At 63.2% G+C, this 21291-nt stretch carries 15 protein-coding genes and 3 tRNA genes; 3 read left to right on the top strand and 15 right to left on the bottom strand.

Going from position 1 to position 21291, the window contains the following annotated elements; all coding sequences use genetic code 11:
- Positions 1–48: 48 nt before the first annotated feature.
- From AC1DMY_RS08190 to AC1DMY_RS08170, 5 genes are all read right to left on the bottom strand, one after another.
- Positions 49–717, bottom strand: coding sequence for a response regulator (locus tag AC1DMY_RS08190; RefSeq protein ID WP_477164465.1), 669 nt, complete (start codon positions 715–717; stop codon positions 49–51).
- Between the two features lie 151 nt (positions 718–868).
- Entirely contained in the window at positions 869–1114 is a 246-nt protein-coding gene (locus AC1DMY_RS08185; protein ID WP_477164464.1) for a hypothetical protein, read from the bottom strand.
- Between the two features lie 42 nt (positions 1115–1156).
- Positions 1157–1243, bottom strand: a tRNA-Leu gene (locus AC1DMY_RS08180).
- A 101-nt stretch (positions 1244–1344) separates the two neighbouring features.
- Positions 1345–1418: transfer RNA gene (locus tag AC1DMY_RS08175), tRNA-Cys, on the bottom strand.
- Positions 1419–1501: 83 nt separating this feature from the next.
- A tRNA-Gly gene (locus AC1DMY_RS08170) sits at positions 1502–1577 on the bottom strand.
- Between the two features lie 237 nt (positions 1578–1814).
- On the opposite strand from AC1DMY_RS08170, the gene AC1DMY_RS08165 reads away from it, so the two are divergent.
- Complete coding sequence (locus tag AC1DMY_RS08165; RefSeq protein ID WP_477164463.1) at positions 1815–2516, top strand: pirin family protein; 702 nt, start codon at positions 1815–1817, stop codon at positions 2514–2516.
- A gap of 106 nt (positions 2517–2622) precedes the next feature.
- A complete protein-coding gene (locus AC1DMY_RS08160) occupies positions 2623–3567 on the top strand; it encodes an MBL fold metallo-hydrolase (RefSeq protein ID WP_477164462.1) in 945 nt (314 codons plus the stop codon).
- A gap of 3 nt (positions 3568–3570) precedes the next feature.
- Here the strand turns inward: AC1DMY_RS08160 and AC1DMY_RS08155 are convergent, their stop codons facing one another.
- Positions 3571–4182, bottom strand: a complete 612-nt coding sequence (locus AC1DMY_RS08155) for a TetR/AcrR family transcriptional regulator (protein WP_477164461.1) — start codon at positions 4180–4182, stop codon at positions 3571–3573.
- Between the two features lie 70 nt (positions 4183–4252).
- Here AC1DMY_RS08155 and AC1DMY_RS08150 point away from each other — a divergent pair, with 70 nt between their 5' ends.
- Positions 4253–5527, top strand: a complete 1275-nt coding sequence (locus AC1DMY_RS08150; RefSeq protein WP_477164460.1) for an MFS transporter — start codon at positions 4253–4255, stop codon at positions 5525–5527.
- On the opposite strand, the gene AC1DMY_RS08145 is transcribed toward AC1DMY_RS08150, so the two are convergent.
- The 9 genes from AC1DMY_RS08145 to AC1DMY_RS08105 all read right to left on the bottom strand — a co-directional run bounded on the left by AC1DMY_RS08145 (position 5528) and on the right by AC1DMY_RS08105 (position 21281).
- Positions 5528–5878, bottom strand: coding sequence for a tRNA-binding protein (locus tag AC1DMY_RS08145; protein ID WP_477164459.1), 351 nt, complete (start codon positions 5876–5878; stop codon positions 5528–5530).
- Positions 5875–7164: an NAD(P)/FAD-dependent oxidoreductase gene (locus tag AC1DMY_RS08140; protein ID WP_477164458.1), complete on the bottom strand. Its 1290-nt coding sequence runs from the start codon at positions 7162–7164 to the stop codon at positions 5875–5877. The genes AC1DMY_RS08145 and AC1DMY_RS08140 overlap by 4 nt, the downstream gene beginning before the upstream one ends.
- Before the next feature lie 88 nt (positions 7165–7252).
- Positions 7253–9646 carry a penicillin-binding protein 1C gene (gene pbpC, locus AC1DMY_RS08135; RefSeq protein WP_477164457.1) on the bottom strand — a complete coding sequence of 798 codons (2394 nt, stop codon included), beginning with the start codon at positions 9644–9646 and terminating at the stop codon, positions 7253–7255.
- 52 nt (positions 9647–9698) lie between these two features.
- Positions 9699–15725, bottom strand: a complete 6027-nt coding sequence (locus tag AC1DMY_RS08130) for an alpha-2-macroglobulin family protein (protein WP_477164456.1) — start codon at positions 15723–15725, stop codon at positions 9699–9701.
- A 323-nt stretch (positions 15726–16048) separates the two neighbouring features.
- Positions 16049–16921 (bottom strand): UTP--glucose-1-phosphate uridylyltransferase GalU, encoded by an 873-nt coding sequence (gene galU, locus AC1DMY_RS08125; RefSeq protein WP_441604149.1) that lies wholly within the window; start codon positions 16919–16921, stop codon positions 16049–16051.
- Complete coding sequence (locus tag AC1DMY_RS08120; protein WP_477164455.1) at positions 16922–18817, bottom strand: polysaccharide biosynthesis protein; 1896 nt, start codon at positions 18815–18817, stop codon at positions 16922–16924.
- The gene (locus AC1DMY_RS08115) at positions 18804–19835 is read right to left on the bottom strand and encodes an MraY family glycosyltransferase (RefSeq protein WP_477164454.1); all 1032 of its coding nucleotides are present in this window, start codon (positions 19833–19835) and stop codon (positions 18804–18806) included. Before AC1DMY_RS08115 ends, AC1DMY_RS08120 begins: the two co-directional genes overlap by 14 nt.
- Before the next feature lie 7 nt (positions 19836–19842).
- On the bottom strand, positions 19843–21018 hold the full coding sequence (gene lapB, locus AC1DMY_RS08110) for a lipopolysaccharide assembly protein LapB (RefSeq protein ID WP_121880817.1): 1176 nt from the start codon (positions 21016–21018) through the stop codon (positions 19843–19845).
- Positions 21015–21281, bottom strand: a complete 267-nt coding sequence (locus AC1DMY_RS08105; RefSeq protein ID WP_477164453.1) for a LapA family protein — start codon at positions 21279–21281, stop codon at positions 21015–21017. Before AC1DMY_RS08105 ends, lapB begins: the two co-directional genes overlap by 4 nt.
- Between the last annotated feature and the right edge of the window lie 10 nt (positions 21282–21291).

Raw genomic sequence — 21291 nt, 5'->3', positions numbered from 1 at the left:
AAAGCCGGACGCATGTCCGGCTTTTTTTGTGCCTGCCCTTGAAGAAGATCAACCGCCTGGCTGGTTGTTGCCTACCTGGTTGTTGTGGGTATCGAGCAGGCCGTGGATCGTCATCAGGTGCGCCAGACTGATCACATGATCCACCTGCAGCTTTTCCATCAGGCGCTGCTTATAAGTGGATACGGTCTTGGGGCTGAGATTGAGCTGCTCACCGATCATGGTGAGGGCTTTGCCACGGACCAGCATCATGGCCACTTCGAGCTCGCGACTGGACAAGGCGTCGAACGGGGAACCCTCCCCATCCAAAGTCGCCAGTGCCAGCTGCTGCGCCACCGCCGGAGCCAGATAGCGTCGGCCGGACGCGACTTGGCGTACCGCGTCGAGTAACTCTTCGGAGGTGCAACCCTTGGTGAGATAGCCAAGCGCGCCGGCGTCGAGCAAGCGCTTGGGGAAACGTGCGTCGTCCACCACGGTGACAATGATGATGTGGGTGGCCAGCTTGGACCGCGATACACGCTCGGTCAGCTCGATGCCGCTCATGCCGGGCATATGGACATCCACCAGGGCGATATCCGGCGCCTTGGCGCGGATCAGTCTCAACCCTTCTTCGGCAGTTCCCGCTTCGCCGCCGATCTGAATATCCGGCTGCTGCTGCAGGATCATCCTGAACCCTGTGCGCACCAGCTCGTGATCGTCAATTAAAACTACCTTGATCACCAGTCTCCCTCCTTGGGTGTGTCTAATGACCATAGGCCGCCGCCTGGGTTAATGCAAGCAGCTGAACTACCTAAAAAACAGATCCGCAATAAGGGCCTACTGGCGTGAACGGCATTGCCTTACATGTCTCATCGCCGTGACACTGACGAGCTTATTCGACACCCGTTGACCAGTTCCGCAAGGCCACTGCATCAAGGTCGAAATCCTCGACCAGCACAGTCATTTCGTGGCCATGTTCATCCGTCCACTGCTGTTCGCCAACACGACGAACCACGCCTTGGATGATCGCCCTCTGTTCGATCCTACCAGCACTCTCGCAATGGCCCACGACAAAGCCTTCCGGCAATTGCGCCGCCACGCGATCCTCAAAAGGGCCAAGTAGTCTGATGCCGCTCATGACATCCCTCGATAGTGCGACTCGCAGCGGTGATCATGCGATTGGTGCCCGGACCCGGGATCGAACCGGGATACCCTTGCGGGTGAGGGATTTTAAGTCCCTTGCGTCTACCAGTTTCGCCATCCGGGCCGATACGGAAGGATGCGCATCCTAGCACGCGTGCGACGGGCGCCTGCAGGGATGAGGCCAAGAAAAAACCCGCCTGGCGGCGGGTTGATGCTGGTGCGCAATGGAGGCCTGGGTCGGAATCGAACCGGCGTACACGGCTTTGCAGGCCGCTGCATGACCACTCTGCCACCAGGCCATTGCGCACGGATCGTAACCTGAAACAGTCACCATCCGTTTGAAAAAACAAAACCCCGGAATGCCGAGGTTTTGCCGAAAAACTGGAGCGGGAAACGAGACTCGAACTCGCGACCCCGACCTTGGCAAGGTCGTGCTCTACCAACTGAGCTATTCCCGCGTCTGAGTCGGAAATAATAGCAGAACGAAGGCATTTGTGAAGAGTCTGGCAAGACTTTTTTCATCATTCCGCCCGGCCCTGCCGCCGGCGTCTCGAAACCTCGAGCCGCAACCCGCCGTCGCCCCATAAGCGTATTCCGGCAACAGTCCGTTCCCTTTGCAGTGACTGGTAACCACGGCGCGCGGGCTTATCTTGTGTGGAGGCGCTTATCGCGCTACCCACTATCAGGAGTGCAGCATGATCGACCGTCGACCTTTCAATAGCCTGGGCGGAGCCAACCATGGCTGGCTCGACGCCAAGCATCACTTCTCGTTCGCCAACTATCACGCCCCTGCGCGCATGGGCTGGGGTGCGCTGCGGGTGTGGAATGACGACACCATCGCGCCGCAGACGGGCTTTCCGCCGCATCCGCATGCGGACATGGAAATCATCACCTATGTGCGCGAAGGCGCCATCACCCACCAGGACAATCTTGGCAACAAGGGCCGCACGGTAGCCGGCGATGTGCAGGTGATGAGTGCCGGTTCGGGCATCACGCATGCGGAGTACAACCTGGAATCGGGCAACACGCAGATCTTCCAGATCTGGATCATTCCCGATGAGCACGGCAAACCGCCGTCGTGGGGTACCAAGCCGTTCCCGCTGGGCGATCGTTCCGGCCGCTTTGTAACGCTCGCCAGCGGTTTCAACGACGACGCCGATGCCCTGCCCCTGCGCACGAATGCGCGCGTGCTGGGTGCGACGCTGAAAGCTGGCGAGACGGCGGTGTACGACTTGGACACCACTCGTTACGCCTATCTCGTCCCCGCCAAGGGCAAGATCGAAGTGAACGGCGTGGCGCTCGATGCCCGCGACGGTGCGGCGATTCGCGACGAATCGAAGCTCACCGTGACGGCGCTTGAAGACGCCGAGCTGGTGCTGGTCGATACGGCGGCGTGATTGATCGCGGAGGATGGCGCTGTCCATCCTCCGTCCGACCAAGGTGGGAGTGAACCGCTGCAGCGACCTTGCTAACCTCGCCTGATCCCACAGCGCGAGGTTGGCGATGGCACACGGTATTCATACGATCGACACCGGCTTCGTTCGGCCTCACTTCGACGCGGCCTACTTGCTGGTGGAAAATGGACACGCAGCGTTTGTCGACTGCGGCACCAACTATGCCGTGCCCAATATGCTCAAGGCGCTGGACGCGGCGGGCCTTGCTCCCGCGAACGTCGACTGGCTGATCCTCACTCACGTCCATCTCGATCATGCCGGCGGCGCGGGCGAGTTGATCGCGCAGCTGCCGAATGCGCGGGTGGTCGTGCATCCGCGCGGCGCGCGGCACATGATCGATCCCAGTCAACTGTGGGCAGGCGCGTCGGCGGTCTATGGCGAAGAAGTGATGGAGTCCACATATGGACGTCTGCGCGCCATCCCCGCTGAACGCGTGGTTGAAGCACCGGACGGCCATGTGGTTTCGCTGTCGGGTCGTCCATTGCTATGTCTGGATACACCGGGGCACGCGCGCCATCATCTGGGTGTTTACGACGAACGCGCCAGGGTGTGCTTCACCGGCGACACGTTCGGCTTGTCGTATCGCGAATTCGACACCGCGAGAGGCCCTTTCATCCTGCCCACGACATCGCCTGTGCAGTTCGACCCGGAGGCCTTGCATGCCTCGATCAGCCGACTGATCGCGCTGCAACCCTTGGCGATGTATCTCACCCATTACGACCGCGTCGAAGGCGTTGAAAGGCTCGCCGATGATTTGCACACGCAGATTGATGCGATGGTGTCCATCGCTCGATCGGCCGCGCATGCTTCAACGGAGGCAGCGCACCGCCATGAAGCGATGAAAGCCGCCTTGACCGATCTCTATCTGGCCCGCGCACAAGCGCATGGCTGGTCGGGTGACCGCGCGCAATTGCTGGAAATCCTGGGCATGGACGTGGAGCTCAACGCGCAAGGCCTCGGCATCTGGCTGGATCAGCAGCGCCGCGCCGACTAAAGGTCAACGCAGGGAGGCGTCGATCAACTGGTTCGCCACCTTGACCAGCGATTCCGCCGGGCCGTGCGGTCCGAATAGCTGGCCTGAGGAGTAAGTGCCTTCGAGCAGCAAGAGCAATCCATTGGCAAGCAACGCCGGATCCTTCGCGCCCATCGCGGTCGACAGTTCGATCAGTCGCTCGCGCAACTTCTGCTTGTGTTCCTCGGCGACCTTCCGCGCGGGATGATCGTCGCCGGGATATTCCACCACGGCGTTGGTCAAGCCGCAGCCGCGATAGCCCGCTTGCGTGGCGCGCTGAGCCAGCCCTTCGAAGTACGCCATCAGCTGCGCGCGCGCATCGTCGGGATGGATTTGCGCGCCAGCCTCGAACACTTTCCAGAACGCCACTTCGTAGTCGCGCAGGTATTCGGCGGCGAGTTCGTCCTTGGACGCGTAGCTCCGGTAGAGACTGGGCTTGGTCACGCCGGCGCGCGTCACGATTTCTTCGACGCCGATCGCACGGATGCCTTCGCGATAGAACAGTTCGCGCGCGGTGCGGCGAATCCGTTCGGCCGCCTTGGGTTTGGCGTCGGAGGTGGGTTCGGTTGGCGGGGTCTGGCTGCGTTTGGTCGGCATGGCTGATCAGGGTTGACAATGTTACCGATCGGTACGTACGATTCGCCCATTCCACGTACCGGTCGGTAACATGACTATACCGCGCACCCGCCCCTTCGGCCAGAAGTACGCCTTTGTCGTCGCCGGCGTGATCTTCCTGGCCCTGCTCGCCGCTGCGGGCGTCCGCGCCGCTCCTGGCGTGCTGATCCTTCCGCTGGGCAAAGCTTTCGGTTGGAGCCGGGACACGATTTCCCTCTCGGCCGCCCTGGGCATCTTCCTGTACGGCATGGTCGGACCCTTCGCGGCAGCGCTTATGCAGGCCGTAGGCGTGCGCCGGACGCTGATCGCGGCCCTGGTCTTGATGACCCTGTCCATTGCTGCCAGCGCCTGGATGACGCAGCCCTGGCACCTGATGCTGAGCTGGGGACTGTTCTCCGGCATCGGATCGGGTTGCGTGGCAATCGTGCTGGGCGCCACGGTGGTCAATCGCTGGTTTGTCACCCATCGCGGTCTGATGATGGGCTTGCTCACGGCGAGCACGGCGACCGGCACCCTCGCCTTCCTGCCGGCGCTGGCCGCGATTGCCGAACATGGCGGTTGGCGTCCAGTGGTATGGACCGTCGCGGCAGGATGCGCCCTGTTGATCCCGCTCGCCTGGTGGCTGCTGCCGGAGCGTCCGTCGGACATCGGCCTGCGCCCCTACGGCGCGACCGAAGACGAAGTCGACACGGCACCGCGTCGCAACCTGCTCGCCATTGCGCTGGGCACCTTGGCGACGGCATCGAAGCAGCGCACGTTCTGGTTCCTGTTCGCCACCTTCTTCATCTGTGGCTTCACTACCAATGGCCTGATCGGCACGCACTTCATCGCGATGTGCGGCGACCATGGCATTCCCGAAGTGCGCGCGGCCGGCCTGCTGGCCATGATGGGTGCGTTCGACCTGGTCGGCACCACGCTCTCGGGCTGGCTGACCGATCGTTGCGATCCGCGCAAGCTGCTGTTCGTCTACTACGCTCTGCGCGGGCTCTCGCTGATCTGGCTGCCGTATTCCGATTTCTCGCTGACCAGTCTGTCGCTGTTTGGCATGTTCTACGGCCTGGACTGGATTGCCACGGTGCCGCCGACCTTGCGCCTGGCCTCTGAAGCGTTCGGCGATCGCGATGCACCAGTGGTGTTTGGCTGGGTGGCCGCAGGCCATCAGATCGGTGCGGCAAGCGCAGCGTTCTTTGCGGGTGCGTTGCGCACGCAGAATGGCGACTACCTGCAGCCATTCGTGGTGGCGGGCGTGACTGGCCTGATCGCCGCGGGGCTGGCCTTGATGATAGGCCGCCGCTCCACCCTGCAACCGGCGATGCAGGCGGGTTGATCAGGCCAGACGCGTGCCGTTGGGCACCGGACGCTCGATCGCCGTGAGCACGACGCCATCATCGGTGTGGAAACCGGTGAGCAGAAACTGCGATCGATAAGGCCCGATCTGCTTCTCAGGGAAGTTGATCACACCGACGATCTGGCGTCCGAGCAGGTCCTCGGCGCGATAGAGATTCACGACCTGCGCGCTGGTCTTCTTCTCGCCGTAGGGACCGAAATCCGCCCACACTTTCCAGGCCGGCTTGCGCGCTTCGGGAAAGGGCTCGACGCGCGTCACGGTGCCGGCGACGATCAACACCTTTTCGAAATCGGCCCAGCTGATTTCATTGACCGTGCTTGTACCGCTCATCCTTCCAACCTCGTCTTGAACCAGTCCTTGCTCTGCTGCCACCAATAGCTGCTTTGCGCGCCAAGATAGCCGAACGGCCGATAGGTGGGCGCCAAGCCATAGGGGGCGAACTGTTTCCAGCGGTCGTCGCCTTCAGCCAGCGCCGAAGCGAGCAGATCGCCCGCCGCACACGTCGGTGCCAGGCCGTGACCACCGAACGCCTGCGCCCACCACAATCCGTCACCGCTGCTGCCGATCTGCGGCATCTGATGGCGCGCATAGCTCATCAGGCCTGACCACGCATAATCGACGCCCATGCCTTTGAGTTGCGGAAACACGCGCAGCAAGTCGCGCATCAGCAATGCTTGCACCGCACGCGGTGAGCGATCGCGCACCGAAATGCGGCCGCCCCACAGCAGACGGCTGTCCGGCAACGGGCGGTAGTAGTCGAAGGCAAAGCGCGAATCGTAGACAGCCGAACGCGTCTCCAGGCAATCCGCCAGCCGCTCGCCCAGCGGTTCCGTCACCATCACGTAAGTGGCGATGGGCAGGATGGCGCGATCGACCTGACGACGAAGCCCGGCCAGATAACCACCGCATGCAAGCACGACTTGATCCGCGTGGACCGAACCCTGCGCGGTTTCGATCCGCCAACGCGTGCCCTCGCGACGTAATTTCCATACATCGGTATTTTCATGGACGCGTACGCCCTGCGCCGCGGCTGCGCCAGCAAGGCCGATGGCAAAGTTGAGCGGATGCAGATGCAACGCGTCGCGTTCGTACAAGCCATCGTAGTAACGCGTCGTATGTACGCGTCCGCGCAGCTCGTGCTGCGGCAGCCATTCCCAGCTCATACCGTAGTGGCGAGCGAGCAGCTCCTGTCGCTGGCGCAGCACCGCGGGATCGCGGAACCAGTTGGCCCAGATGATGCCCTCGTCGACCAGGTCGCAGGGAATGGCGTGCTGCGCGACGCGATGGCGGATACGCGCCACCGCGTCCGTGGTGAGCCTGAACAAGGCCAGCGCCGCCTCTTGCCCGCGCTGGTCGAGCAGCGCTTGCTCACCGAGCGAGTAGCCGCCGAAGACGAAACCACCGTTGCGCCCGGAGGCACCGAAGCCGACGCGCTCGCGCTCCAGCAACACTACGTCGCGTACGCCGCGCTCAGCCAGGCCGAGCGCCGTATGCAAGCCTGCAAAGCCGCCACCAATGATGGCGACACGCGCATCTGTCTTGCCCTGCAAAGGAGCGAACGGCGCGTACGGCGTGGCCGTGGCGAGGTAATATGAGGCGGCCGGTGACGAAGTCATGCGGTGGACGTGTGCCTGTCTCGGGTCGGGCCATCAAGCATAGCGCAGCCCCGGCGCAGCATTCGGCCATGCCGTTAGTCACAAGGGCTTAGTCGACCACGTTCACGCCCAAGGGCCTGAGGTCGCTGCGCCCGCGGTCATCGACCACGCGCACTTCGAAGTTGCCCGCGCTGGCCGGCTGCCAGAACATCGACTCGCCGGGGACGCTGCGGCCGACATAGGCATCATTGACGAACCAGTACATCTCGCGCACTGAAGCGTCCGCGTTGGCGCTGAATGCGATGCGATCCTGTCCGGTCTCCTTCAAGCGCAGCGCGTAGATGCTGCCACGCAGAGGCGAGGTGATCGACGGGGGTTCGCCGTCCGCGCCGCTCAGTACGCAGCTGTCGTTGCGCGGCGGCGTACGGCGCGGAATGCCGGCCTGCACGAACACGCGCTGCAGTTCGGACGGCCAGAACTCGTAGACCTCCACATGCGTCCGCTTGCCCGCATACGGCGGACAGGCCGGTTTGCCGGTGTCGTCATCGATCACCACCGGGCGATGAACCTGGCTTACCCGGATCGGCGATTTTCCAGGAATAAACCACGTCATGCCGCGCTGCGGACACCACTGGTTGGGCAGATCGCCGCTGGCCAGGCAAATTTCCACGCGCCGAAGCTGCGCCGGCATATGCCGCACGGGCTCGCTCATCTGCGGCTGCGCAGCGCGCAAGGCGTCTTCCATCTGGAAGAACAACGGTGCCGCAGCGTCGACTCCAACGAAGGCCGGATTGCTGCTGCCATCAAAGTTGCCCACCCACACCACCAGCACGTAAGGCCCGAAACTGCCGGCCGTCCATGCATCGCGAAAGCCCCAAGACGTGCCGGTTTTCCAATACACCGGCAGACGATCCGGCTGCGCACCCGTGGTTTCGTCCGGCCGCGGATTCTGCCGCAGCATATCCATCACCATGAAGCTCGCCTCTTCGCTCAGCAGGCGCGTGCCATTACTGGGCGGGTTGGTTGCGAGCAAACGCAGCGGGCGCAGCTCGCCACGATTGGCGAGCATCGCGTAGAGACCGGCCAACTCCTGCATGGTCACTTCGCCGCCGCCGAGCACCAGGGCGAGCCCGTAGTGCTTTTCGCTCGCCATGCGGCTGATGCCGGCATCGCGCAGGAACTGGTAGAAGCTCGGCTGCTGAAGCTGCGAGGCCACCCACACAGCGGGAATATTGCGGCTGCGAACCAATGCCTCAGTGGCGGTGACCGGCCCCAGGAAATGGCCGTCGAAATTTTCCGGCGCGTACGGGCCGAACGCGGTCGGCACATCGCGCAAGACCGTCTGCGGATGGAGTACGCCCTGGTCGAATCCCAGCCCGTAGATGAAGGGCTTCAGCGTCGAACCCGGCGATCGTTTGGCCAGCGTGCCGTTCACCTGTCCCTGGATATCCGCATTGGCATAGTCGGCTGAACCAACCAGCGCCTTCACGCCCATGTCGCGCGTATCCACCAGGATCGCCGCCACATTGCGAATGCCGCGACCGCTGTTGCGTTCGACGTAGTGATCGACCTGCCGCTCCAGCACGTGCTGGAGATCGAGATCGAGCGTGGTGGTGACGCGACTGTCTGCATCGCTCGCTAGCACCCTGCGCTCGGCGAGTACCTGATCCACCGCGTGCGGCGCCTCGAACGGCAGCTTGGATAAGGGGCGCAGGCGCAGCGGCAATGCGAACAGCGGCTGCAGACCGGCATCCTTGGGGCGCAGTGCTTTCCATTTGGCGTAAAGACGATTGCGCGATGTGCTGAGCCGGCGACTGATAAGGTCCGGCGCATCGGCGCCAGCCTGGAGTCGCCTGCTTGGATCCTGAGGAATCACGGCGAGCGTCAGCGCCTCGGGAAGGCTTAGCGCATCGGCGGGCTTGTCGAAGTAGGCCAGACTCGCCGCGCCAACGCCTTCAACGTTTCGCCCGTACGGGGCAGCGTTGAGATAGGCCTCGAGAATCTGATCCTTGGAATAGAACAGTTCCAGCTGCAGCGCTCGCGCTACCTGCTGCACCTTGCCTACGGGTGAGCGCGTATTGAGGTGCCAGAGCAAGCGCGCCAACTGCATGGTGATGGTCGAGCCGCCCTGCCGGTTGCCATGGCTCACATAGGTGACCCAGGCACCGCGCATCAAGCCATAAGGATTGAAGCCGGGGTGCCAGCGATACCAGCGGTCCTCGTGCAGCAGCACACCGTCGACCAGCGCAGGCGACACGTCCTTGAGCGGAACCCACAGGCGATAACGCTGATCGCTGGCCAGCGTGAGGCGCAGCAATCGGCCGCGCGCGTCGTATACCGCGGTCGATGACGGCAGCCACGCACTCAAGGGGCGATGCGGCCACAGGCGCAATCCCACCAGCAAGGCCGCCAGCAGCGCGATGCCGACCAGGCCGTTTTGCCAACGCACGATCCCGCGAAGCAAAGCAAGGCAACTACGGGAGATAAGCTGCGGCGTGGTCATGTGGCTGTGTCCGTGGGAGCGCCCATGCCCGGGCATGGGCGCTCCGCTTCACTCAAGGCTGACGGACGACCTCCAGGGTGACCCCACCAGCCGTGCGTGCCTGCACGCGACGGTCGTACAACGCTTCGCCATACGCTGGCGGCACGATGAACTTGCCGGCGTTGGTCGCCTTGATGCGGTAAACGAATTCGCCCACGTCCGGCGTGGCCGTGCCGTAGAGCACCACCCGATCTTCGCGCACGTCGGCGTACTGCAACGCCCAGCTGGAGTTGCCGACACCGATCGGCGAACGCCAGGCGCTGGCCTTGACCTCGCTGTCGCCGCCGGCATCGTTCTGTTCGCTGCCGTCCTGTTGCTGATCCGTGACCGCCGGCGGCGGCTGGATCACCGGCTCGAAACCTCCGGGCAGCAGATCGACGATGGCAACGTTGTCGATGCCGCGATCGTCAGTGGCGCGGATCTTCACGTGCACGTCGATCTCCTGACCGATGGTGACCTTGTCGACCGCCTTGCCGTTGACGTCGGTGTAGTCGCGGGTGATCTCAAGCCCGTCCTTGATCGCCTTGGACGGCTGATCGCGATCGAAACCGCCCTGGCTCACCACACGCCACGCAGGCAGCGTGCTGTCATTGGTAAAGCGCAGGCGCTTGGCATCGGCGTCCCAGTTGCCCGCCTGCAGCAGGTTGCCCTGCAACGCGGCGATGGCCTTGACCGCGCCGTCGGCGTGCACCTGATCGATACGCAGCTTGTCCAGCTGCGTGTTGTTCTGCGAGGCGTAGCTGTCCAGCGCCAGCAGCACCATCGACGAAGACAGCGTGTTGTACCAGCCGTGCTCAAGCGGCTCGGTGATGTTCTCCATCACGCGGGGCGAGAGCGCCCGCGTGCGCTCCGGGAAGTGCTTGGCCAACAGGTACAAGGTACTCGCGTCGCGAATCAACGGGTCGTAGTAGTAGCCGTAGCGATAGTCCTTGTCGCCGGCATTGCGCTCGAGCAGTTTCTGCGGACCGGCAATCAGCTGCGCGGCCTGCTTGTCCTGCTTGAGCAACTGATACGACGAAGCCAGCCAGGCCGCCGCCAGATCGCTCTTCCATTGATCCGGATACGCCTCCTGCAGGCGCTTCTGCACGGCTGCCAGGTCATTGGTGGTGACGTTGCCCTGGCGGGTGAGCAGGTAGACGGCGTAGGCGCGCTGACGCAGCTGGTCTAGACCGTCGAGCGTGTCGTCGCTGGCCAGCTGATGCAGGTACTTGTTGCCGGCATCGAACATGTCGCGCGGAATTTCCACGCCACGATCGCGCGCTTCCAGCATGAAGTGCATGGCATAAGTCGACACGAACGGATTGGAGTCCGGCGTCGCCGACCACAATCCGAAGCCACCCTGCCCGTTCTGGCGCGAGTGCAGCACGTCCAGGAACTGCGACAGGGCTTCCTCGTTGCTGAGCTTCTTGCCGCTCATCGCCGGCTGCAAGGCATCGGCGAACACTTTCACCTGCGGCCACTTCGACAGCACCAGCCTGGGCATGGCGGAGCTCACGATCTGCTCGCTGCAGTAGTGCTGGAAATTCACCAGGTACGTTGTGAGACCGCTGGACAACACCACCGGGATATTGGAGATGGCCGCATCGCGCGAAGCGTATTCACTGAACAGGCGACGCAGATCCGGCTGATCCTGTTTGGTACCCGCGTCGACGCGGCCCACATCCACCTGGGTGCGGTAGGCGGAAGCCGGACGCACCGAAACATCCACGCTCTGGCGCGCCGACTTGTCGCCATAGCCCGCGGTGAAGCTGAGATTGCCCGAGCCAAGCTTGTCAGTTGCCTTGACGCGGAAGGTGACCACGCCCTCGCGCATCTCGCCCAGATTCAAGTTCTGGTTCGGCGCACCCACCACCTGGAGCTGCGGGCCCGTCTTCAGCGTCACCGCCACCGGCACCTGCTTGCCGCCGAGGCCGGTTAAGTTGTTGGCAACACCCACGCTCACCTCAACCTCATCGCCAGGCGCCAGTGTCGTGGGCACGTTTGGCGACAACACGAAGTCGCCGCGCACCGTCGTGCCGCCTTCGTAGGTACCGATGCGATCGGAAGACACCGCCACCGCCATCACGCGCAGCTTGCCGTTGAAGTAATCGGGCACCCGGTAAGTGAGATCCTTCTCGCCATTCACCTCGACGATGCCGGACCAGTACGCCACCGGCTTGTCACGCTTGCGCTTGAACGGGTTGAGTTGGCGACCGATTGCGCCGTCGGCGTCGCCACCGGGGGCGGCCATCGCCATCAGCTTCTCGAAGTCGGGCAGGATCAGATCGAGTATCTGCGAGGTGCCCACTTCCAGCATGCGCTTGCGGAAGAAGAACTTAAGCGGATCGCCCAGCTTGTAGCGCGCCACCTGCAAAATGCCTTCGTCCACCGCAAACACCACGGCGCGCGTGGGCTGCGGCGCACTCAGCTTGAACGTAACGGTTTCGCCGGGCTTCACCAGCGCCGGCGCATCCACCTTGATGGCATTGCGACGCGCGTCCAGATTGACCGAGAACGGCACCACGCCGTAGCTGAGCGGGCTCATGAAGATTTCATCCGACGAAGGATCGCGGATGTACTGCACGTTGATGTAACCGTTGCCCTCGAAATCCGCCGGCACGGTGATGTGCTGCACGGAGCTGCTGGTGTCGGCGTGGAACCAGGCGTGCGCATAGACCTTGTCGCGCTCGATGGTGATCAGGCCGCTGCCCGCGTAGGGCGCGCGTATGGCGATATCCACCGATTCGCCCGGCGCGTAATCCTGCTTGCTCAGATTGAGCTGCAACTCCGCATTGCGATCCAGCGAACGCGACACATTGGCCGCGCCTGCCACCGAGTACTCCACACGATTGACTTCCACGCCGTCGCCGCTGCGCACGATGACGAGCGCATAATTGCCCGGCTTGTCGGTCGGCAGCGCGTAATCCATGCCGTTGGCCGGAATCGACAACGGCTGCTCGTTGAGCGGCACTTCCTTGAGCTTGGACTGGTACTTGAAGACGCCCGAGTCCTGCTTGGTCAGCACCGAGATATAGCGGCGCTCGATCAGGCGCGCCTTGAGGTCCTTCAGCGCCATCGACTTGGCTGTGTGGTCGATCGCGACCAGATGCACGCTGCGCGGCGCATCGCGGTTGATGTAATCGAGGTTGTCGACGGATTTGTAGCCCACCAGCCAGTCGTTGCTCGACACCAGCGTCTGTGCCGCAGCAGCCACACTGCGACCGCCCTCGGGTTCGTACGCCTTGACCAGGAAGTACAGCTGATACGTCGCATCAGCGTACTTCTTCAGGTCCAGATCGAACTCGGCATGGCCCTTGTCGTCGGTCTTGCCGTCCTGCAGCTTGTCTTCGTAGCCCTCTTTGGCGCGGCGCACATCGTAGAAGTGATAGTCGGGCCAGCTGCGGAACGCCGGCCATGCCGGACGCAGCGTCACCGACGCTTCCACGCGACGATTCGCGGCCGGCGTGCCGAACAGGTTCATCACATCGACCACGCCCTTGATCTGGTCGGGCTTGACCCAGCCCTCAGTCACCTGCCCGGCGAGCTTGGCCTCAACCTTCATGCGATCAGGCAGGAATTCCTTCACCTGCACGGTGGTGCTGCCGATCTGCGCGGCGGCCTTGCCGTCCTTGACGATGTAGAGGTTCACCGTCCAGGTGCCGGTCGGCGCGGTTTCAGCAGGCGCGTAGTCGAGTTCGCCGAATCCGGAGGCGTCCATCGACATCGGCAGCTGCTTTACCGTCATGCCGCGCGGATCGACAATTTCCGCCTGCAGCGGCACGCCCACTACGCTGCGTGTCCAACTGGCGGCACGGACGATCAGGCCCACATGAAAGGTGTCGCCCGGTCGATAGATGCCGCGATCGGAGAACAGGTAGGCCGAAAGCTGGCCTTCGTTTTGCGCATTGCGCTCGCCACCCACGTCGAAGCGCGAAAAGTCGAGCTTGCGGTCGTAGCTGCTGTTGCCGCCGATGGGCAAGAACGACAGGTCGTCGCCCCTTTTCACCACATACAGCGCGGGCTGCTTTTCGCGCTCCAGTCCCTTGAACGTGGGGAAATGCACCACGCCATCCGCCGAGGTGGTATCGCTGAACAAGGTCTGCCCGTTCACCGCCAGCACGGACACCGACGCACCGCCAACCGGCTGGCCGGAGCAGATGGATTGCACGAACACATCCTGGCTGCCGTCGAGAGAACGCTTCACCAGCATGCCCAGATCGGTGACCACGATCATGCGCGTATCGGTAGCGGGAACGCTGCCGTCATCGTCGTTCGACATCTCGCCCTGGTCGGATTCGCCCTCTCCTGATTCGTCGCCCGACGCGTCGTTGGTGGGCGCTGCCTGCGGTTCGTTCTCCGCCGCCCTGCGAGCGTCTTCCCGCTTCTTTTCTGCTGCAGCGTCGTAGCTGGACAGATGCAACAGGAAGACGCCGCGCTTGCCTTCCTTCAGGTATTGGCCGAGGTCGACGCCCTCGTAATGCGCCTTGGAAGGATCGTCCTTGGGGAAGCTGCGCTTCTGTTCAAAGCGTTCGACGATATGGTCTTCGCTGAAGGCGTAGCTCAGTTCCGGATGCGCGTACGAACCTTGGTTGAGGCTCACCAGATGCTGCAACTGATCCGGCAGCACGCGTCCAATCTCCACGCGCATGCCGGGCAGGTTGCGCGACACGACCGAGATGCGCTTGCTGCCCGACATCGACAACAGCGAACCATCCGCCATGAAACGCAGCAGCTTGGGATAGTTGGGCACGGTGACGACCGTGCTATAGGACTTGCCCAGGATGTAGCCGCCGAAGGTCTTCAAGCCCTTGTCGACGCGCACATACACGCGTTGGCCAGGCGTGGCATGGAACTTGAAGCTCTGCATCGCCTCGTATTCGTTCTCGGTCGATACCATCTCCAGCTTCAACGGCTGGCTCTGCCGCAACTCCGCTTCGCCGACTTGCGACGCGCTCCAGCCATAAGGCGGTGCATCCTCGCTTTGTTCTTCGCCCGCCTTGCGCGGCGGCAACACCCAGGCCTTGATCAAGCCGGCCAGTTCGGTATCGCGCACGGTGCCGCCGACGTTGACCAGCAGCACCTGTTCGGGCTCGTACTTCTCGTTGTCGACCAGGGTCGGCTCGACCCCATTGATCGTGAGGCTGTAGAGGCCAGGCACGCGTACTTGCGTCTTGATGTCCGCGCCGGTGCCGTCGCCGCCGCGGGTGCTGCGCACACCCTTGGCGATGGTGTAAGACACCGCACTCTCGTCGCGCGGCAGGGACAGCGGCTGCGAATGGATCCAGGCATGCAGCTTGTACTGGTCATAGGTGACCGTGTACTTCAGCGGCGCATCGCGGCTCCCGCGCTGCATCAAGCCCACCTCGATGCGCTTCTCGAAATCCGCGGTGTCGACCGGGTAGTTGAACGTCACCGGCTGTATGGTTTTCTTCGCGGTGGCGTCCTGCGGATCCTGATAGAACTCGCCGCGCTCCACCTTGGCCTCGAACGCCGGCGTGTCGAACTCGAAGTGGTCGTCGGCCATCAACACCTGGCGGGCGAAGGCCTTGGCGACGTCGAAGCGCACTTCGTAGTGCTTGCCGACCGGCCAATCCTCGGCGGGGACAAAACGCAGCGTGCGATCGTCGACCCACGTCCATTGCCCTTTCACTGCCGGTTGCATCGCGATGCCGGCCGTCACCGGTTTGCCGACCAACTCGATGGGCGCGGCTGACCCGGAGAACGTCACCATCAGCGGATTAATGACGATCGGTTGCTTCGTATAGTCGGTGATGGAAGGCGCCGATGCGCTCAACGTGATGCGCGTCGGCTCGACCGGCTGGGGGCGATTCTTGTACCACTGCCAGCCGAACCAGCCGGCGGCAGCGACGACGAGCGCCGCGGCCAGCACACCGGCGGCAAGCACCGGGCGACGCCGAATCCAGCCGCCCGTCACAGGCAACCACGTGGGTGCCGACCAGCTGACCTGTCCGAACAGCGGACGCAGGATCAGGCCCAGGCCAGCCAGTAACCCGCGCAACAGGCGCAGAGGCAGCAACAGCAGAAATCGCAGCAGATCCATGATGCCTTCCCGTTTTTCATCCGATGAATACGACTAAGCACTGTGATCGATGCGACAGGCGCAATCGATCAGACCGTTCCGCGGGCAAGCCGATCTCGGTGCGGTCCAGGTGCGCCAAAACGCCCGCCTCTTGCGAAGCGGACTGAACATCACCGGCTTACCCCACGAACAGCTTGCTCGCCAAAGATGGCAAAGCGCGGCAAGGATTCTGGCATGGTTGCGTCAGCGACGCATGGGCGTTACCCGCCCTTTGAGAGTCTTCCGGGATCGCATTGCGCGGAGCCGGATGAGGTACCGGCCAAAGCCGGTACCTCAGGCAAGGATCAGAGCGTGGCCATGATCTCGCGCACGACCGGCGCAAGCTTGGGATCCTGCAAGGCCATATGCATGGTGGCGCGGACCAGGCCCGCCTTGTTGCCGCAATCGAAACGCGTGCCTTCGAAGCGGTAGGCCAGCACGTCGCCCTGCTCCTTGAGCAAGGCATCGATGGCGTCGGTCAGCTGGATTTCACCACCGGCGCCGGGCGTAGTCTGCTCGAGCAGCTGGAAAATGCGGCCAGGCAACACGTAGCGGCCAACCACGGCCAGGTTCGACGGCGCGTCGGCCGGCTTGGGCTTTTCCACCATATGGCGGATCTTGGCGCTGCGCTCGTCCACTGGCGTGGCGTCGACGATGCCGTACTTGTCGGTGTCGCTGTGGGGCACTTCTTCCACGGCGATCACGCCCGCGTTCGCCGACTGCGCGAGCTCGGCCATCTGGCGCAACGCGCCCTTGCCTTTGTTCCAGATCAGGTCGTCCGGCAGCACCACGCCAAACGGTTCATCACCCACCACCGGCTTGGCGCACAGCACCGCATGGCCGAGACCAAGCGCTTCGGGCTGAGTCACGAAGATGGCGCGCACATGCCTGGGCAAGGTGCCCTGCACCAGCGCGAGCAATTCGTCCTTGCCCTTTTCCTGCAGCTTCGCTTCCAGCTCGTAAGCCTTGTCGAAATAGTCGGCGATGGCGTGCTTGTAGCGGTTGGTGACGAAAATCAGCGTGTCCGCGCCGGCATCCACCGCTTCATCGACGGCGTACTGGATCAACGGACGATCCAGCACCGGCAGCATTTCCTTGGCAACCACCTTGGTCGCGGGAAGAAAACGCGTGCCGAGACCGGCGACAGGAAACACGACCTTGCGCAACGGCTTACTCACTCACTTCTCTCCTGATTCATTACGACGCAGCGCCACCACGTTATCCGTCTGCACCGATTCGCTCCAGCGGAACGACGGCAGCAGATGAGAGACGCATTGACGCAGCGTATCCTCGTCGTAAGCCACCACAGCATCCGCTGCCTTGGCCATCTGCGTGTTGAGCAAATCCCATTTCACCGGACGGTATTGCGCAAGAAAAATCTTCGCGTGCGTCGTCTCGATGTAATTCTCGAGCGGGTGGAACAGCTCTTCGAACAGCTTTTCGCCGGAACGCAAACCGGTGTAGACGATGGGAATTTCCGTGCCCGGCTTGCGACCGGCCAGGCGGATCATCTGCTCGGCCAGATCGCGGATCTTGATCGGCTCTCCCATGTCCAGCGCAAAGATCTCGCCGCCCTTGCCGATGCTGGCCGCCTGCAGGATCAGCTGGCAGGCTTCGGGAATGGTCATGAAGTAGCGGGAAATTTCCGGATGCGTGATGGTGAGCGGACCGCCGTTGCGGATCTGCTCGCGGAACAGCGGCACCACCGAACCGGCCGAATCGAGCACGTTGCCGAAGCGCACCGTGATGAAGTGCGTGTTGGAATGCTCGTTGAGATTCTGGCACCAGATTTCCGCCAGACGCTTGCATGCACCCATCACGCTGGTCGGGTTGACGGCCTTGTCGGTGGAGATGAGCACGAAGGCTTCCACCTGATGACGATCTGCCAGATCGGCCACGTTGCGCGTCGCCAACACGTTGTTGCGGAACGCTGCACGCAGCTGCGTCTGCAACATCGGCACATGCTTGTAGGCCGCCGCGTGGAACACGACCTGCGGCTTGTATTCGCCGAACAGCTTGCGCATGGCGGCGACATCGCCGCAATCGGCCAAGATGCCCTCAAAGATCAGCTCCGGATACTCGGCGCGCAGTTCCTGCGAAATCCGGTAGAGATTGAATTCGCAGTTGTCGACCACGCACAAAGCCTGGGCACCCAGGCGCGCGACCTGACGGCACAGCTCTGAACCGATCGAACCACCACCGCCCGTCACCAGCACACGACGGCCGGTGAGCGTGACGCGAATAGCTGTCCAGTCGAGCTCTACGGTGTCGCGGCCGAGCAGATCCTCGATGGCGACTTCCTTGATCTCGTTGAAATGCGCGCGACCGGAAACCACATCTTCCAGCTTGGGCACGGTGCGATACGGCAAGCCACTGAGATCGCACAGCTCCACCACGCGGCGCATTTCCTGGGTGGTGGCGCCAGGCATGGCGATAAGCAGCATCTGGGCGGCCACTTCGCGCGCCAGCTCAGGAATCTGGTCGATGCGACCGAGCACCGGGCGACCATTGATGCTGGCGCCGCGCAGGCTTTCTTTGTCGTCGGCGAAACCGACCACAGTGAAACCGTTGTCGCGATGCAGATCGCGCGACAGCGCCTCGCCTGCGCGATCCGCACCGACGATAAGCACGCGTTGGGCCGGCTTGGCCTGGAACAGGTCGACCCGGCTGTCCTTCCAGAAGCGATAGGCCAGGCGCGGCGTACCGAGCAGCACCGACAGCACTACGGGGTAGACCAGCAGCACCGAGCGAGGCACGTCGGCAAGACGGTTGTAGAGGATGAGCACGGCCGCGATGGCGAGCGCGCCGATGATCGCGGCTCGCAGGATGTTCCACAGGTCAGGCAGGCTGGCGAAGCGCCAGACGCCCTTGTACAGGCCGGTCCAGCTCAGTACTGCGCCCTGCACCAGCAGCACCAGCGGAAACTCCAGCGCGTGGAAGCTGATCGCCGCGTTGTCGATCATGGCGTAGCGCAGGGCCTTGGCGATCCACCATGCCAGCGCAGCCATCAGCAGGTCGTGGAGGACCACGGCCGTACGCGGATGAATGACACCGACCCAATTACGTAGCGACATGTCGACCCTTGTCCAAAACACGCCGCAAACAACGGCGCTTCATGAATATCCAGACGGCGGTCGCTATCAGGTAGGTACCGACGAAAATCGGCACCGACCATCCTGGCTGGGCCCATGCGAGGAGCGCCAAAGGCGCTGCCACCAACACGTTCCAGACCAGATAGCACGCCCCCCCCGTGGCATGCGTGAAACCACTGCGTACCATCCACTGGTACAGGTGTTCACGGTGTGCAGTGTACCAACGGCGGCCACTGACCATACGAGCCAACAGAGTAAGGCTAGCGTCCGCTACAAAAGATGAACTGAGGATCAAAGCCGGCCACAGTAAGTGCCAATTGACCCGCCAGAGCGTTGCAGTCAGGGCAAAAATCAACAGTCCCATGGTCCCGCTGCCCACATCTCCCATGAAAATGCGGGCTCTGGGGCGGTTGAAGACCCAAAAACCCAGTGCCGCCCCGGCCAGACAGGCACACGCCGTGGCCAAGGCCAGCTGGGCAGCGGTCGACGCCAACAGAGCCAGCCCTACTCCGACGAAGATCACCTGCTGGGCCAGCAGGCCATCGATGCCGTCCATGAAGTTGTGCAGGTTGATGCTCCACCCACCGGCGAGCACCAGCACCGGCAGCCACCACCACGACATCCCGGTGAGCGCGAGGGCGATTGCCAACAAGCCGGCCGCCAGCAGTTGGATGGCGAAGCGCGGCAGGATCGGCAGCGAGCGATGGTCGTCCCACCAACCCACCGCGGCGACCAGCATCGTCGCCACCGCGAACGCCGCCACCACGACCGGCGGCAGTGCGACTGGCAACAGAATGAGGCTCAGCGGCATGGTCAGCAGCACGGCCACGACGATGCCGATGCCGCCGCCGCGAGGCGTGGGGATCGTATGGGAACGACGTTGCCCGGGCATGTCCATCATGCCGCGGCGATGCGCGTAGGCGATGGCGCCGCGGACGACCACCATCGCAATCACCAACGCAGCCAGCACCATCCCTATTGCCAGCGTAGCGGGAGTCATCCGCGCCTCATTCGTTCGCTACGCCATGGATGGGACGGATCGTGCTCCAGTTCTTGCAGCTGGGACATTGCCAGTGATGAGCCTTGGCGCCGAAGCCGCAACGGCTGCAGCGATACATCGCCTGGCCCTCAAGCAGCTTCTTGGTCAGATCGCGCAGGATCAGGAAGTTCTCGCGTGCCTCGCCTTCCATCTTGTCCATGGTGGCGTCGATCAAGGCCATCAGTCCGCGCACCGAAGGGCGCTGGCGCAGCTGGGAGGTGAGGAATTCAACCGCGGTGCGCTCGCCATCGCGCTGTTGATACAGACGCGTCAGCGCCAGCACCGGCGAGATGCCGTGATAGCGCTCCAAGATGTCGCGCATGAAGTGCTCGGCATGCTCCATCTGCTGCGAGCGTGCATAGCTATTGAGCAGCGGCGGCAGGATTTCCGGCACGAAGGCGATGTCTGCCTCGACAGCATGCTCATAGGCTTTCGCCGCTTCAGCGTGCTGGCCCTCTTCCGCGTATAGACGTCCGGTCAACATGAAGGCACGCACGCAATCGGCCTGGCAGGCAAACGCCTGGCGCAGATATTCGCGTGCTTCCTGGCGGGCGCCGTGCTGCCGCGACTGTTCGGCCAGCTCGCAATAGAACTGGGCGATCATGTTCGCCTCGTCTTCGCCCGTCATCGCTTCCAGGCGACGCGCATGCTCGATGGCCTTATGCCAGTCGCGCTCGTGCTGGTAGATCGCAATCAGGTGGCGCAACGCGGACGGCGCGTGCGCATCCATCGCTACCAGATCGGAGAACAGGGTTTCGGCGCGATCGAGCAGGCCGGCGCGCATATAGTCTTCGCCCAGCTCCAGCAAGGCGACGGTCTTCATGGCATCGGACAGGCCCGGCCGCGAGACCAGATGCTGGTGCAGGCGGATCGCGCGATCCACTTCACCACGACGGCGGAACAGATTGCCCAGGGCAAGATGCGTTTCCACCGTATCGCGGTTGTATTCGGCCAGCTTGAGGAACACCTCGATGGCCTTGTCCTGCTCCTCGTTGAGCAGGTAGTTCAGGCCGCGGAAGTAATCCGAGGAAAGCTCGCTTACCTGCGCACCGGAGCGCCGCACGCCGGCCCGGCGGGCGGTCCACCAGCCACTGGCAAATGCTGCGGGTACGAGCAGGACGAGGACGTAGAGAAGCGCGCTCATGCACCAGCCGGAGAGGTTTTCGCCTTGCCATCCGCCGCGGCCGTCTTGCGGCGCAGACGGCGATGGCGCGAACTGACGCCAAGCCAGGCGGTGAGTCCACCCAGCAGCCAGCCGATCACCAGCGCCAGCAACAGGGCTGCGCCCTTGGGCAGGGATAGGCGAGCAAAGCCGAGGTCGTACCCGACCAAATCGGCGTTGAGCGCTCCGACGACGATGCCGGCCGCAATGAAGAGGAGAAGAATCAGCGTAACGATCAGGCGCATACGAGGACTT

The sequence above is a fragment of the Dyella sp. 01L423 genome (assembly GCF_056399945.1).
This window is presented reverse-complemented; position numbering and strand designations above follow the sequence as displayed.

Bases quoted from the DNA above. Each gene is read 5' to 3' on its own strand.
- AC1DMY_RS08140 (WP_477164458.1), bottom strand. From the start codon at position 7,164: ATGACTTCGTCACCGGCCGCCTCATATTACCTCGCCACGGCCACGCCG.
- AC1DMY_RS08165 (WP_477164463.1), top strand. From the start codon at position 1,815: ATGATCGACCGTCGACCTTTCAATAGCCTGGGCGGAGCCAACCATGGC.
- AC1DMY_RS08120 (WP_477164455.1), bottom strand. From the start codon at position 18,817: ATGTCGCTACGTAATTGGGTCGGTGTCATTCATCCGCGTACGGCCGTG.
- AC1DMY_RS08145 (WP_477164459.1), bottom strand. From the start codon at position 5,878: ATGAGCGGTACAAGCACGGTCAATGAAATCAGCTGGGCCGATTTCGAA.
- AC1DMY_RS08160 (WP_477164462.1), top strand. From the start codon at position 2,623: ATGGCACACGGTATTCATACGATCGACACCGGCTTCGTTCGGCCTCAC.
- AC1DMY_RS08155 (WP_477164461.1), bottom strand. From the start codon at position 4,182: ATGCCGACCAAACGCAGCCAGACCCCGCCAACCGAACCCACCTCCGAC.
- lapB (WP_121880817.1), bottom strand. From the start codon at position 21,018: ATGAGCGCGCTTCTCTACGTCCTCGTCCTGCTCGTACCCGCAGCATTT.
- AC1DMY_RS08185 (WP_477164464.1), bottom strand. From the start codon at position 1,114: ATGAGCGGCATCAGACTACTTGGCCCTTTTGAGGATCGCGTGGCGGCG.
- AC1DMY_RS08115 (WP_477164454.1), bottom strand. From the start codon at position 19,835: ATGACTCCCGCTACGCTGGCAATAGGGATGGTGCTGGCTGCGTTGGTG.
- AC1DMY_RS08150 (WP_477164460.1), top strand. From the start codon at position 4,253: ATGACTATACCGCGCACCCGCCCCTTCGGCCAGAAGTACGCCTTTGTC.
- AC1DMY_RS08130 (WP_477164456.1), bottom strand. From the start codon at position 15,725: ATGGATCTGCTGCGATTTCTGCTGTTGCTGCCTCTGCGCCTGTTGCGC.
- pbpC (WP_477164457.1), bottom strand. From the start codon at position 9,646: ATGACCACGCCGCAGCTTATCTCCCGTAGTTGCCTTGCTTTGCTTCGC.
- AC1DMY_RS08105 (WP_477164453.1), bottom strand. From the start codon at position 21,281: ATGCGCCTGATCGTTACGCTGATTCTTCTCCTCTTCATTGCGGCCGGC.